Annotated in this window: 21 protein-coding genes and 1 tRNA gene; all 22 read left to right on the top strand. The window is 28.6% G+C overall.

All coding sequences use genetic code 11. From position 1 onward, the window contains the following. Positions 1-79 precede the first annotated feature (79 nt). The 22 genes from KQY27_RS08535 to KQY27_RS08430 all read left to right on the top strand — a co-directional run bounded on the left by KQY27_RS08535 (position 80) and on the right by KQY27_RS08430 (position 14245). On the top strand, positions 80-406 hold the full coding sequence (locus tag KQY27_RS08535) for a 50S ribosomal protein L32e (protein WP_224426160.1): 327 nt from the start codon (positions 80-82) through the stop codon (positions 404-406). 280 nt (positions 407-686) lie between these two features. Then, complete coding sequence (locus tag KQY27_RS08530; RefSeq protein WP_224426159.1) at positions 687-1133, top strand: 50S ribosomal protein L19e; 447 nt, start codon at positions 687-689, stop codon at positions 1131-1133. A 12-nt stretch (positions 1134-1145) separates the two neighbouring features. After that, positions 1146-1721 (top strand): 50S ribosomal protein L18, encoded by a 576-nt coding sequence (locus tag KQY27_RS08525; RefSeq protein WP_224426158.1) that lies wholly within the window; start codon positions 1146-1148, stop codon positions 1719-1721. Positions 1722-1729: 8 nt separating this feature from the next. Next, positions 1730-2374, top strand: a complete 645-nt coding sequence (rpsE, locus tag KQY27_RS08520; protein WP_224426157.1) for a 30S ribosomal protein S5 — start codon at positions 1730-1732, stop codon at positions 2372-2374. 78 nt (positions 2375-2452) lie between these two features. Further along, complete coding sequence (gene rpmD, locus KQY27_RS08515) at positions 2453-2911, top strand: 50S ribosomal protein L30 (RefSeq protein WP_224426156.1); 459 nt, start codon at positions 2453-2455, stop codon at positions 2909-2911. A gap of 32 nt (positions 2912-2943) precedes the next feature. Next, positions 2944-3381 (top strand): uL15 family ribosomal protein, encoded by a 438-nt coding sequence (locus tag KQY27_RS08510; RefSeq protein ID WP_224426155.1) that lies wholly within the window; start codon positions 2944-2946, stop codon positions 3379-3381. Between the two features lie 265 nt (positions 3382-3646). Next, positions 3647-5014, top strand: a complete 1368-nt coding sequence (gene secY / locus KQY27_RS08505; protein ID WP_224426154.1) for a preprotein translocase subunit SecY — start codon at positions 3647-3649, stop codon at positions 5012-5014. Between the two features lie 147 nt (positions 5015-5161). Next, positions 5162-5719: an adenylate kinase gene (locus KQY27_RS08500; protein ID WP_224426153.1), complete on the top strand. Its 558-nt coding sequence runs from the start codon at positions 5162-5164 to the stop codon at positions 5717-5719. 168 nt (positions 5720-5887) lie between these two features. Next, on the top strand, positions 5888-6466 hold the full coding sequence (locus KQY27_RS08495) for an EMC3/TMCO1 family protein (RefSeq protein WP_224426152.1): 579 nt from the start codon (positions 5888-5890) through the stop codon (positions 6464-6466). Between the two features lie 335 nt (positions 6467-6801). Further along, complete coding sequence (locus KQY27_RS08490) at positions 6802-7068, top strand: 50S ribosomal protein L34e (protein ID WP_224426151.1); 267 nt, start codon at positions 6802-6804, stop codon at positions 7066-7068. Further along, positions 7068-7586 carry a (d)CMP kinase gene (gene cmk / locus KQY27_RS08485; protein WP_224426150.1) on the top strand — a complete coding sequence of 173 codons (519 nt, stop codon included), beginning with the start codon at positions 7068-7070 and terminating at the stop codon, positions 7584-7586. Before KQY27_RS08490 ends, cmk begins: the two co-directional genes overlap by 1 nt. Next, positions 7587-7808, top strand: coding sequence for a 50S ribosomal protein L14e (locus KQY27_RS08480; RefSeq protein WP_224426149.1), 222 nt, complete (start codon positions 7587-7589; stop codon positions 7806-7808). Positions 7809-8117: 309 nt separating this feature from the next. Further along, the gene (locus tag KQY27_RS08475; protein ID WP_224426148.1) at positions 8118-9080 is read left to right on the top strand and encodes an RNA-guided pseudouridylation complex pseudouridine synthase subunit Cbf5; all 963 of its coding nucleotides are present in this window, start codon (positions 8118-8120) and stop codon (positions 9078-9080) included. 368 nt (positions 9081-9448) lie between these two features. Beyond that, positions 9449-9532, top strand: a tRNA-Ser gene (locus tag KQY27_RS08470). A 276-nt stretch (positions 9533-9808) separates the two neighbouring features. Next, a complete protein-coding gene (locus tag KQY27_RS08465) occupies positions 9809-10258 on the top strand; it encodes a 30S ribosomal protein S13 (protein ID WP_224426280.1) in 450 nt (149 codons plus the stop codon). Positions 10259-10579: 321 nt separating this feature from the next. Beyond that, positions 10580-11197, top strand: a complete 618-nt coding sequence (locus KQY27_RS08460) for a 30S ribosomal protein S4 (RefSeq protein ID WP_224426147.1) — start codon at positions 10580-10582, stop codon at positions 11195-11197. A gap of 14 nt (positions 11198-11211) precedes the next feature. Continuing rightward, positions 11212-11604 carry a 30S ribosomal protein S11 gene (locus KQY27_RS08455; protein ID WP_224426146.1) on the top strand — a complete coding sequence of 131 codons (393 nt, stop codon included), beginning with the start codon at positions 11212-11214 and terminating at the stop codon, positions 11602-11604. 12 nt (positions 11605-11616) lie between these two features. Further along, positions 11617-12414, top strand: coding sequence for a DNA-directed RNA polymerase subunit D (locus KQY27_RS08450; protein ID WP_224426145.1), 798 nt, complete (start codon positions 11617-11619; stop codon positions 12412-12414). A gap of 28 nt (positions 12415-12442) precedes the next feature. After that, a complete protein-coding gene (locus tag KQY27_RS08445; RefSeq protein WP_224426144.1) occupies positions 12443-12808 on the top strand; it encodes a 50S ribosomal protein L18e in 366 nt (121 codons plus the stop codon). 53 nt (positions 12809-12861) lie between these two features. Further along, positions 12862-13284, top strand: a complete 423-nt coding sequence (locus KQY27_RS08440) for a 50S ribosomal protein L13 (protein ID WP_224426143.1) — start codon at positions 12862-12864, stop codon at positions 13282-13284. 83 nt (positions 13285-13367) lie between these two features. Next, complete coding sequence (locus KQY27_RS08435) at positions 13368-13769, top strand: 30S ribosomal protein S9 (protein WP_224426142.1); 402 nt, start codon at positions 13368-13370, stop codon at positions 13767-13769. A gap of 305 nt (positions 13770-14074) precedes the next feature. Beyond that, positions 14075-14245: a DNA-directed RNA polymerase subunit N gene (locus KQY27_RS08430; protein ID WP_224426141.1), complete on the top strand. Its 171-nt coding sequence runs from the start codon at positions 14075-14077 to the stop codon at positions 14243-14245. Positions 14246-14287 lie beyond the last annotated feature (42 nt).

Genomic DNA, 14287 nt, shown 5'->3' with positions numbered 1-14287 from the left:
TCATTTTCTACTTTTATGTGGAATATTATATATTTATTATATATTTATGATTTATAAATTATAATTTATTGGTGATTCAATGAAGAAAAAATTCAAAAGACAAGAATATGCCAGATATAAAAAGCTTGGGATAAAATGGAGACGTCCAAGAGGAAAAACCAGTAAAATGAGAAGGTATGAAGCAGGAAAGCCTGCAATGCCATCTATTGGTTATGGTTCTCCAAAAACTGAAAGAGGCCTTCACCCATCTGGATTTAAAGATGTTCTTGTTAAAAATATGTCTGAATTAGAAAATTTAGACCCTGTTACTGAAGCTGGTAGAATAAGTGCTACTATCGGTAAAAAGAAAAAAGAAATGATGTTGGATAAAGCATCTGAATTAGGAATTAAAATTTTAAATAAATAATTTAAAAATAAATAATTTAAATAAATTTATTTAATAACTAAATACTTGAATTATAAGAAATTCATATTATATGAAACTTAAATTTTATTAAATATGAGAATCTCAAATTATAAGAGACTTAAATTATGAGAATCTTAAATTATAGGGACTTAGATTATAAGAAAAATATAATGATTTTTGTATTTGGTTTATATTATATAACTTAAAAATTAAGGGAGCTTTAATAGAGAAAACATTTAATGTTTTTTGTATTTGGTTAAAAGCTAAATGGAGGTTTATTATGAATCTTACCACTCAAAAGAGATTAGCTGCAAGTATACTTAAAGTTGGGATTAATAGAGTATGGATTGATCCTGAACAAACTGAAGAAGTATCAAGAGCTATTACAAGAGAAGGTGTTAAGCAGCTAATAGATCAAAAAGCTATAAAAGCTAAACCTAAAAAAGGTATTAGTAGCTACAGATCAAAAAAATTGGCTGAACAAAAGAAAAAAGGAAAAAGAAAAGGTAGAGGTAGTATAAAAGGAGCTAAATATGCAAGAACTCCTAAAAAACAAGCTTGGATGACTACCATAAGAGCTTTAAGAAAAGATCTCAAATCTATGCGTGAAGCAGAAGAGATTGATCCTACTACTTATCGTAAATTATATAGAATGGCTAAAGGTGGAGCCTTTAGAAGTAAATCTTATATGAAAACCTATGCCAGGGATCATGATTTGATTAAATAAGGAGGAATGAATTTGGCACAAGGATCTAAATATAAAGTGGCATTTAGAAGAAGAAGAGAAGGGAAAACTAACTATGCTGCTAGAATGAAATTAGTAGATTTAGATAAGTCTAGATTAGTAGTTAGAGTTTCAAATGCTAATGTCACAGCTCAAATAATTGATGTTGGAGAAAATGGTGATGAAACCATTGTATCTGCACATAGTAATGAATTACAAAAAATGGGTTGGTTAGGTGGAACCAGTAACACAAGTGCAGCTTATTTAACAGCTTACCTATGTGGTAAAAAAGCTTTAAATAAAGGTGTAACAACTGCAGTTTTAGACATTGGTTTAAAACCATCTATTAAAGGTTCTAAAATATTTGCAGCTGTTAAAGGAGCTAATGATGCAGGATTAGATGTTCCTTTCGGTGAAACTATTGTACCTGAAGAAGATAGAATAACTGGTGAACATATAGCAGAATATGCTAAATCTTTAGATGATGATGAAGTTAAAAAACAATTTTCTAAATATATAGAAAGAGGACTTCAACCTGTAGATTTACCTAATCATTTTGAAGATATTAAAAATAAAATTGAAAATGCTTGAGTGGTACTATGAGTTTTAATATGGAAGACTGGGAACCTAAAACAAAAGTTGGTAGAATGGTCAAAGAAGGTACCATTACTGACATAGATGAAATATTTGAAAAAGGTCTCCCAATTATGGAATTAGAAATCGTTGATGCTTTAGTTCCTGATTTAGAAGAAGAAGTAATGGATGTAAACTTAGTTCAAAGGATGCATAAATCCGGAAGAAAAGTTAACTTCAGAGTAATTGTTGCAGTAGGCAATAAAAATGGTTACGTTGGCTTAGGTCAAGGTAAAGCTCGTGAAGTTGGTCCAGCTATCAGAAAAGCTGTTGATAATGCTAAATATAATATTATCAAAGTAAGAAGAGGCTGTGGAGATTGGGGTTGTGTATGTGGAAGAGAACATACGGTTCCTTTCAAAGTAGAAGGTAAGACTGGAAGTGTAAGTGTTACTTTAATGCCAGCTCCTGCTGGTGTTGGATTAGCTGTTGGAGATGTTGGTAAAACTGTAATGAAACTTGCAGGAATTGCTGATGTATGGTCTCAGACAAGTGGTCAAACCCAAACTACTGTTAACTTTGCAAATGCTACTTTTGAAGCTTTGAAACAGCTAAGTAAAGTTAAAGCAAGTGAAAAAGATCTTAAAAATATGGGTGTATGCTCTAGCTAAGTTATTAAATATAATATTATATTAAATATTAATATTTAATATTCTAAGCTATTATGTTTAAATTTATTAGGTGATTTTATGTTTTTTGTTGTAAGAGTTAGAGGTACAACTGGTGTCAAAAGAGATATTGCTGATACTTTAGATATGTTAAGATTAAATAGAATCAATCATGGAGTTTTAGTAGAAGAAAATCCAAGTTTTGAAGGAATGCTTCAAAAATCTAAAGATTACATTACTTGGGGAGAAATTACTTCTGAAACTTTATCTGATATTATATCTAAAAGAGGAGAATTTATTGGTGGCTTAAAAGTTACTGATGAAGTTTTAGCTGAAAAAACTGATTATTCTTCTATTGATGATTTATCTGAAGCTTTGATTAATGGTGATATTAAAGCAACTGACATTGATATGAAACCAGTATTTAGACTACATCCTCCAAGAAAAGGTTATGAAAGTATTAGGCGTTCAATCAGAGAAGGAGGATCTTTAGGTTACAGAGGAGAATCTATTGAAGATCTAGTCAAAAGAATGTGCTAGATATTAGTCTATTGATATATGTAGGTGTTATTATGATTAGAAAAACTCGTAAAATTAATAAAATGAGAGGTTCTAGGTCTATTGGTGGTGGATGTACCAAAAAAAGGAGAGGTGCAGGTCACAAAGGTGGAAAAGGTAAAGCTGGATTAGGCAAACACCACTGGACATGGACTGTTAAAAATGATCCAAAGCATTTTGGAAAATATGGATTTAAAAGACCTCAAAAAATGCTAAAAAAATCTAACCCTGTTAATATAGGTTATTTAGATGATAACTCAGAAAATTTGTTAGCTAAAGGAATAGCTACAAAAGAAGGAGATTCTATTATTATCGATGTAACTGACTTAGGTTATGATAAAGTTTTAGGTAAAGGTAAAATTTTAAAACCATTAAAAATTAAATCTCCAATGTTTTCTGCTTCTGCAGAAGATAAAATACAAGAAGCTGGTGGAGAAGCTATAAAATTATAGTTTTTATAATTATATTTTTTATTCTATATTATTAATTCTATATTATAATATTGATAAACTATAAAAAATTAAATTAGAAATAATTAAACTATAAGATAATTAAAATATGAAAATTATAAATAAATGAATATTACATTATAAAATATTATAATATTTTTTATGTTATAATAAGTTAAATTTAATATATCAAATTATAATAATCAATTAATTAAGTAGTAAATCAAATTTACAATTTATATATGTTTACTAAGTACTGAGGAATAAAATGATTTTAGATTATTTAAAACCATTGTTTTCTATTTTGCCTCAGGTGAAGTCACCGATTCATAGGCAAGATTTTAAAGAGAAATTAAAATGGACAGCTATTGTGTTGGTATTATATTTCTTCCTGACTCAAATACCATTGTATGGATTAAGTCCTTTAGCTGTAGATCAATTTGCTCAAATGAGAGCAGTCATGGCTGGTAGCTTTGGTTCAATCCTTACTTTAGGAATTGGTCCAATTGTTACTTCATCTATTGTATTGCAACTTTTGGTTGGAGCTAAAATTTTGAAATTAGATCTTTCTAAACATGAAGATAAAGCAATGTTCCAAGGTACTCAGAAAATATTAGCTATTGTCTTCACAGTATTTGAAGCAGGAGTTCTTGTTTATACTGGAAGTTTGATTCCGACTGATCCTTCCCTTTTATGGCTTTTAATGGTTCAACTGATTATTGGTGCTATTTTAATATTGTTCCTTGATGAAGTTGTTTCAAAATGGGGTTTTGGAAGTGGTATAGGCTTATTTATTGCTGCTGGCGTATCTCAATCAATTATTGTGGGAACATTCAACTTCTTACCAACTGCAGCAAGTCCAGGTGTAATGCCAGGTATGATTCCTAAGTTTATACAATCTTTAATCGCAGGTTCACCAGATCCGACTATATTGATTCCATTATTTGCTACTATTGGTGTTTTCTTAGTTGCTGTTTATGGAGAAAGTATGAGGGTAGAAATACCAATATCTCATGGACAAGTTAAAGGACATGGTAGAATTAGAGGTTCAGTAGCTAAATATCCTTTAAAATTCATTTATGCAAGTAATATGCCAGTTATTTTAACTAGTGCACTTCTTGTTAATGTTTCATTAATGGCAAGTGTATTCCAAAAAGCAGGATTCCCAATTTTAGGTCATGTTGCAAATAGTAAACCTATAGATGGTTTGGCATATTATTTAACGACTCCTTCAAGTTTAGGAGTATTATTCACCGATCCTCTTAAAGTTTTAATTTATGGTATTTTCTTTGTAGGATTTTGTATCCTTTTCTCATGGTTATGGGTAGAAATGAGTGGATTGAATGCAAAAGAAGTATCAAAACAATTATATAATTCAGGAATTCAAATTCCAGGGTTTAGGAGCAGTAAGAGACAATTATATAAAATAATGAGAAAATATATTCCTGCACTAACTGTACTTGGAGGTGCATTTGTAGGTTTACTTGCATTTGGAGCAGATTTAACTCAAGCTGTTGGTGGAGGTACTGGTGTTTTACTTACTGTTGGTATTGTCTATAAGTTATATGAAGAAATAGCTCAAGAACAACTTATGGATATGCATCCTATGCTTAGGAAGTTTTTAGGAGATAATTAAAAATAGATTAATTAAATTAATATAATTAATGATTTAATTAATTATAATTTATTTAATCATCATTTTAATTAATCATAATTTATTTAATTCATCATTTATTTAATAATAATTAATAATAAATTAATAATTAATATTGAGGCGATTCATTTGAAATTAATAGTATTGACTGGAATTCCAGGTTCTGGAAGTACTACTGTCTTAAATCAAACATTAGAAAGAATTGATTATGTCCATTTAAATTATGGGGATGTCATGACTGAAATAGCTATAGACAAAGGTATTGTAAGTAATAGAGATGAACTTAGAAAATTATCTCCACAAATTCAAAAAGAAATACAAAAAGATGCTGCAGCTAAAATAAAGGAAAGCTCTAAAGATAAGAATATTATTGTTGATACTCATTGTACAATAGCTACTCCATCTGGTTTTTTACCAGGGCTTCCACAATGGGTTCTTGAAGAATTAAAACCCGATACTTTTGTTTTAATTGAAGCTAATCCTGATGAAATTATGCTTAGAAGACTTTCTGATGAGACCAGAGCTAGAGATATGGAAATGTATGAAGATATTCAGTTACATCAAGAGATGAATAGAGCAGCTTCAATGGCATATGCAACTCTTACTGGTGCTACTGTCAAAATATTAGAAAATCATGATGGTCAATTGGATGATATTGTTAATCAGATGGTAGAAACTTTCCAATAAGTCATGTTATAAGTATAAAAATAATTTAAAGATAATTATAAAAATAATTATAAAATATATATAAAATGAATAAGATGTTAAAAATTAATATTATTAATTAAACCAGTATAATATATATAGTATATAATTAATTATAATATATGAAATATAGTTTAAACGAGGAATAAAATGGTTTTAGAAATAATTTTCAATGGATTAAATTCGATTTTCGGTCCAATAATTGCTTTGGATCCTATGCCTCATAATCCTATGCTCACAATTTTCTTAATATCAACTATTATTGCTTTTGTAACTACATTAGCAAATAAATTATTAGTTGATCAAGACGAAATGGAAGCTTCAAGAAATGAAATGAAGCAGTTCCAAGAAAAAATGAAAGAAGCTCAAATGAGTGGGGATGCTAAAGCATTAGCAAAAGCTCAAGCTATGCAAAAAGATGTTATGGCTAAACAAAGTGATATGATGAAAAATTCTTTCAAGCCATTAATTGTAACCTTAGTTCCAATAATGTTAATGTTTTGGTGGATGGCTCAACCAACTAACCCTATTAATGGAGTACTTGTTCATCTTCCACAGTTTGCTTATTATGTACTGTTGGTTCCTCTTTGGCAATCCCTTTATGGCATGTTCTATGGAGGAGCAAATTATATACCATTTGTTGCAGGATGGTTAGGTTGGTACATAATGTGTACATTTGCTATGACACAAATTCTTAGAAAATTTATGGGCTTTAAATCTGGATTTTAGTATTTAAAATCTAGATTAAGTCATATTATTCTCATGATTTTTAATTTATTCATTAATTACATTATTTATAAGGTAATTATTTATCAATAACCTTTTTTTAATAATTGAGTAAATTATTAATTTTACAACCTCTCATGATCAAATCTCGCTAAATTACAATAGATCATGAATTATTAAATATTAAATCAAATATATATTGAATCAGATAATATACGAATAGAATAAATATATAAATTATATTTAAAAGTATATTTAATTAAAATAGCTATAATTTAAAGCTAAACTATTGAAAGCTAAATTTATTTAAAAAGTTAAATTTAAAATTAGGTGAAAAAATGCCTGAATTAAGATATAGATCTAGATCATATAAAAGAATCAATAAAAGAACACCTGGTGGACAAAATGTCTTAAGGTATAAAAAGAAGAAACCAAGTAAGCATGTATGTGCTGAATGTGGTGCAACTTTACATGGTGTTCCAAGAGGAAGACCTTATGAGTTAGGAAAATTATCAAAATCTAAAAAAAGACCTAATCGGCCGTTTGGAGGATATTTATGTTCCAAATGTCTCCGTGATCATTTCAAATCAGAGGCAAGGTCATAATGATTATAACAGTCGGTGGCTTAGCAGGTAGTGGAACCACTACTGCAGCTGATGTATTGTCAAAAAAACTTGATATTCCTTTTGTTTCTGCGGGAAATATCTTTCGAGATATGGCAAAAGAAAAAGGGATGTCTCTTCTTGAATTCAGTAAATTTGCTGAAGATAATACTGCTATCGATATAGAACTTGATAAAAGACAAGTTGAAATAGCTAAAAAATCTGAAAATCTTATTTTAGAAGGGAGACTTTCTGCTCACTTTGTTGATGCGGATCTTCGAATTTGGTTACTTGCTCCCCTATATATTAGGGCTGAGCGTGTTTGTAATCGTGAATCTAAATCAATGGAACAAGCTGAAGAAGAAATAAGAATCCGTGAAGAAAGTGAAGCTTTAAGATATTTAGATATTCATAATATAGATATTAATAATCTTGATATCTATGATTTAATTTTGAATACTAAAAGATTCGATCCTGTTAGTATTTCAAAAATCATATTAACAACATTAAAGGTGATATAAATGGCATCCATAGAAGTAGGAAGAGTATGTGTTAAAACAGCTGGTAGAGAAGCTGGAGAAAAATGTGTAATTGTTGAATTAATCGATGAAAACTTTGTAGAAGTTGTTGGAGGATCTGTTAAAAATAGAAGATGTAATATCAATCATTTAGAACCCCTTGAAGAAACTTTAGATGTTTCTGGTGACATTGAAGCTATTAAAAAAGATTTAGAATCTTTATAATCAAATAGTTACCATTTTCACTATTTTTACTATTTTTATTCTTTTAATTTTATTCTTTTAATTTTTAATTTTTTAATTCTATATATTCATTATATTTTTTTTATTAGATAATTTATATTAGATACTTTATTATTATAGATAATTTACTTTATTAGATAATTTATATTAGATACTTTATTATTATAGATAATTTATTATTATTAGATACTTATTAGTATATGAAAAAATTTATTAGTAATGATATTAAAATTATATCATTATAATCTATTAATATAATCAATGATTTATCTTATTTTGGAGAAAATTTATATGAAAAAATTATTAATAAAATCAGAAGGAAATACAGATCCTAAATATGGTTCAAAACCTAAAGATAGATCTATTGAAGAACATATTTCTAAAGGAGTTATTAATTTAGACAAACCATCTGGGCCTACATCACATGAAATTGATTCATGGGTTAAAAGGATTCTCAATGTTGAAAAAACTGGTCATGGTGGAACTCTTGATCCAAAAGTTACAGGTGTTTTGCCTATTGGTATAGACTCTGCAACAAGAGTTATCCAACTTCTTTTAGCTGCTCCAAAAGAATATGTTTGTTTATTAACTTTTCATAAAGATGTTTCTGAGGAAAATATTAGATCAATTTTTGATGAATTTCAAGGGAAAATATATCAAACTCCTCCTGTAAAATCTGCTGTCAAAAGGGAATTACGTGTTAGAACAATTTATTATACAAATATTCTTGAAATTGATGGAAGAGATGTACTCTTTAAAATAGGATGTGAAGCTGGAACATATGTAAGGACTTATTGTCATGACATTGGTGAAGCTTTAGGAACTGGTGCACATATGAGTGAATTAAGAAGAACTCAAGTAGGATCATTTACAGAAGATAATAATCTTATAACTTTACAAGATTTAACCGATGCATTTTACTATTGGGATAAAGAAAATGATGAATCATATCTTAGAAAATGTATTTTACCAATGGAATCAGCTACTGAACATTTACCCAAAGTATTTATAAGAGATTCTGCTGTTGATGCAATTTGTCATGGTGCTGATTTAGCAGTTGGTGGAGTTTTATCTTTATCTGAAGATGTAAAAAAAGGAGATACTGTAGTCATATTTACTCTCAAAGGTGAGTTAGTAGCTTCTGCACAAGCTCTTTTAAATGCTGAAGAAATTTTGACTTCTTCTTCAGGAATTGTCTTTGATACAAAAAAAGTTTTTATGGGGACTGGAATCTATCCAATGATGTGGAAATAATTTTATTTCTCCTAATATCTTTTTCAAAGAATTTATTTTTATTTTAATTCCTTTATTTTTATATTTTTTCAATAATTTAAGTAGATTTATTAACCGTAAAGTTTAAATGTATTAAAGTTAAAATATTGTGTTATACTCTATAGGTGACTATTATATCCATTAGTATAGTTTTCATTAGTATAGTTTTTAAAAAAGTATATTTTTAATATAAAATGGAAAATTTTAGTTTTTATCGAGTATTTAATTGTTAATAAAAAGAAATAACTTTTATATTTCAAATTAATAATTATTTGCATGTTTTTGAAACTTTTTTATCAGGAGTATATTTCTTCTTGTGAAAACTATGTTTCATTAGCTATATTGTCTTTGCCGAGATAGTCTAGCCTGGTAAGGCGCAAGACTGGAAATCTTGTGGGGATCTCCCCTCCTGGGTTCAAATCCCAGTCTCGGCGTTTATTAGTATATGATATAATTATAGTGTTATATTTTTGCTTTATTTATGCACTTATGCTTTATTTAGGCAATAAATTTTAATCTTTAATTATATATAACTGATATTTGTACTCTTAGAATTTATAGAAATATTTATAATATTTTTTTTAATATTAACTAAGATTAAATTGTTGAAAACTGTGTTTTGAAATAATATGAAATTATATTGTTGTTCAAAACATTCGAATCCAGATTTTACGTCTCATGGATTCGCTCTACTAATCGGAGGTTATTTAATGGAAGACGATTTTAAGCACTTGGTGCGTATTTCCAGAAAGGATGTAGATGGTAATAAAACTATCGAACATGCTTTAACCGATATCAAAGGTGTAGGATTATCCTTATCAAGGTCTCTTGGTTTAGCTATGGGCTTTGATTTAAACCAAAAAATCGGATATATCTCAGATGAAGATGTTATAAAGATTGAAGAAGCTTTAGAAGATCCTCAAAAGTATAACATTCCTGTATGGATGTTAAATAGACAACGTGACTATGCAACTGGTGAAACTACTCATTTAATTGAATCTGATCTTGTTATGACTTTAAGAGATGATTTAAACAGAATGAAAAAGACCAGAAGTTATAAAGGAAGAAGACATGAAGTCGGTCTCCCTGTAAGAGGTCAAAGAACTAAATCTACATTTAGAAAAGGTTCATCTGTTGGTGTAAGTAGAAGAAGAGGATAATTTATTGAAATATTCACTTTAACTAGTTTATTTTATTATAAATACTATAAAAACTATATATAATTATGGAAAATATATGAATTTTAATATAACAATTATATAGAATCATAAAAACTATATGAATTTTAATATAACAATTATATAGAATCATAAAAACTATATGAATTTTAATATAATAATTATATATAATTATAGAAATTATATAAAATTTAAAAAATAATTAAATAATTTCATTATTTAATATTTTGATTATTTATTAAAGTTAAAGTGGAGATTATTAATCTAATTATCGAATTTTATAATATTTAAGGAGATTATATAATGGGTCATCCAAGAAAAGCAAGAAAACAATATGATACTCCACCTCATCCTTGGAATGCTGAAAGAATCAAGTCAGAAAATAAATTAATGGTTAAATACGGTTTAAAAAATAAAAAAGAGATTTGGAAAGCCGATACATTAGTTAAAAAATATAGTAGGGAAGCAAGATATTTATTAGGTTTCTCACAAGACCAAGTAGAGGAAGAGAGAAATGAATTAATTGGGCATTTAACAAGACAAGGGATTCTTGCAGAAAACGCTCAATTAGAAGATATTCTTAACTTAACTGTTGAAAATGTTTTAAGAAGAAGATTACAAACTATGGTTCATCAAAAAGGTCTTTCTCGAACAGCTAAAGAAGCAAGAATGTTCGTTGTACATGGACATATATCTATGAATGGTAAAAAGGTTGATTCTCCAAGCTATGTAGTTAAAAGAGGAGAAGAAGATCTTATTGATTACTATTCTCCTGCAATAGCTAAACAAATTCAAGAGTATAATGCTGGAAAACAAGGAGCTCCTGGAAATGTAGGTAATGTTGAAAAACCTGCAAATAATTCTGAGAATCCTGAAAATTCTGAAAACACAGAAAATGTGAAAAATCCAGAAAATAATTAATAAATGGTGAAATAATGGCGAAAGATGAAAAATGGGGAATAGCTAATATTTACTCATCATTCAATAATACTATCATCACTGTAACAGATATCACTGGAGCTGAAACCATTTGCCAATGGTCTGGTGGAAAAGTTGTACGTGCAGATAGACAAGAAGCGTCTCCTTTTGCAGCTATGGAAGCAGCTACTCGTGCAGCTGATGATGCTAAAGAAAAAGGATTTGTTGGTTTACATATTAAAGTAAGAGCTCCTGGTGGAAATGGTCCAAGAAGTCCAGGTCCTGGTGCACAAGCTACTATTCGTGCTTTAGCTAGGGCAGGTATAAGAATTGGTAAAATTGAAGATATTACTCCAATTCCTCACGATGGTACTGGACGACCTGGTGGTAAAAGAGGAAGAAGAGTTTAAGAAGGGTATATTATGGAGATTGAAGTCAAAAGTAAAGATGAAAATGAAATTGTTTTCATAGTTCGTGATGCAGAAGTACCTTTTGTCAATGCTATTCGTAGAATTGCTATGATGGAAGTTCCTAAAATAGCTATTGAAGATGTTAACATTGTTCAAAATGATTCAGCAATGTTTAATGAGGTATTAGCTCACAGATTAGGATTAACTCCTTTAATTTCAAATTTAGATGCTATTGAAGGAATGGAAATAGCTGATGAATGTGATTGTGAGGAATATTGTCCTAAATGCAGTGTTTCTTTTACTTTAAATAAAACTGGTCCTGCTGTTATTTATTCTAAGGATTTAGTTTCAACTGACTCAACAATAAAACCTGTATATGACACAATACCGCTCTTAAAACTCAAAGAAGACGAAAATGTGGAATTAGAAGCAGTAGCAAAAATCGGTTTAGGTAAAGATCATGCCAAATGGATGCCTACTACTGTTTGTGCTTATAAACAATATCCTGAAATTACTTTTAATGAAGATGCAGAAGTTAATTATGATTTAGCAGAAGTTTGTCCAAGAAATATATTGAAATCTGACAAACGATCTAAAAAATTAAAAGTTCAAAATATTGAAGACTGTTCTATGTGTAAAAGCTGTGTGAGAGCAGATGAAAATGATTATATCAATATAGGATTTGAGCCAAATAATTTCATATTTAGAATTGAAACTGACGGATCAATGCCTCCTGAAGAGGTTTTATTAAAAGCTTGTGATGTTTTATCAGATAAAGCAGACAAGTTTATTACATTTAGTGAAAATTAACAATTAGAGGAGAAAGGAGAGAAGACAAATGGCTAGAAGAGTTATCAAGACAAATCCTAACCTCACTGGACTTATAAAAAATCTTAAAGATAAATCTTACAATGAAGAGGTAGCTATTTGGAAAGATGTTGCACATAGATTAGAACGATCAACAAGAAGACAAGCAGAGGTTAACTTATCTGATATCAATAGAGTCTCAGAAGAAAATCAAACTGTTCTTGTTCCTGGTAAAGTTTTATCTAATGGTCAACTTGACCATAAAGTTAGTATTGCAGCTTTAAACTTTTCAAAAACAGCTAGAGAGAAAATCGAAGGATCTGGTGGAGAATGCATTTCTATCAGTGAAATAATCGAAAAAAATCCTAAAGGTAGTAATATAAAGATTGTAGAATAATCAATCTATCATTTAGATATATACTACATTTAAATAATTATAAGGTGTTATTAATGATTATTGATGGAGAAGGACATATTTTAGGAAGACTTGCTAGTTTAACAAGTAAAAAACTTCTTGAAGGTGAAGAAATTGTTGTTCTCAATGCTGAGAAAATAATGCTCACTGGTTCAAAAGATTGGGCTTATGCTAAATACAAGCAAAGACTTGATAGAGCAAGTATTTCTAATCCAAGGGATATGGGACCAAAATACCCAAGAAGACCTGAAGAAATATTTAGAAGAACTGTAAGGGGGATGTTACCTATTAAAAAATCTAAAGGAAAAACAGCATTTAAAGGATTAAAAGCTTATGTTGGAATTCCTAAAGAATTTAAAGAAATAGAAACATCTAAATTACCTGATGCAGAATATAATAATATTAAAAAAGGAATAGAATTAGGAGAAATTTCAAAACTTTTAGGAGCTAAATTCTAATTAGCTAGTTACTTTAATTATTAATTAGTTAATTATTTGATTAGTTGTATTGATTAAAAGTTTTTATTATAGGACGTGTTTTTATGAAAAAAGTTGTTCACACTAGTGGAAAACGTAAGACAGCTATTGCTCGTGGTACTGTTCAAGAAGGTAAAGGTAGAGTTAGAATAAACAAACGCCCAATTGAATTATACTCCCCAGAACTTGCTAGATTAAAATTAAATGAACCATTAACTTTAGCTGGAGATTTAGCTAATGATGTTGATATCAATGTTAAAGTTATTGGTGGAGGAGTTATGGGTCAAGCAGAAGCTGCTCGAATGGTAATTGCAAAAGGATTAGTTCAATGGACTAACGACATGGATTTAAAAGAAAAATTTGTTCAATATGATAGGACAATGTTAGTAGGAGATCCAAGACGTTCAGAACCTAAAAAATATGGTGGTCCTGGAGCAAGAGCTCGTAAACAAAAAAGTTATCGGTGAATCGATAAACTTTTTATATTTTTTAAAACATATTATTAATAGATTTTTAAGCTGTTTTTTATCAACTTGGAAATTATTAATATACTTTAAAATATATAATTTAAATATACAATTTTATAAATATGCAATTTTATAAATATATAATTTTATAAATATCAATATATGTTTTATAAATAATATTATAATTTAAAATAATTTTATAATAGATTAATTTTATATTAAATTAATTTTATAATAAAGCAATTTATAATAAAATTATTATTTATAAATTTATTTAATTAATGAAAAGGAAATGATGATTTAATATGATTCCTATACGATGTATAAGCTGTGGAAAGCCTGTTTCTGCATATTTTGATGAATATAACAGTAGAATGGCTGATGGTGAAGATTCAAAAGCTATTCTTGATGATATGGGTCTTAAAAGATACTGTTGTAGGAGAATGTTAATTACTCATGTTGAAACATGGGAATAATGTTTGAATATGGGTTTTTATGTCTTTTAACATATTATTGAA

The sequence above is a fragment of the Methanobrevibacter sp. TMH8 genome, from assembly GCF_020148105.1.
GTDB lineage: Archaea > Methanobacteriota > Methanobacteria > Methanobacteriales > Methanobacteriaceae > Methanobinarius.
The sequence above is the reverse complement of the archived record's forward strand: the minus strand, read 5'-3'. Positions and strand labels throughout refer to the sequence as shown.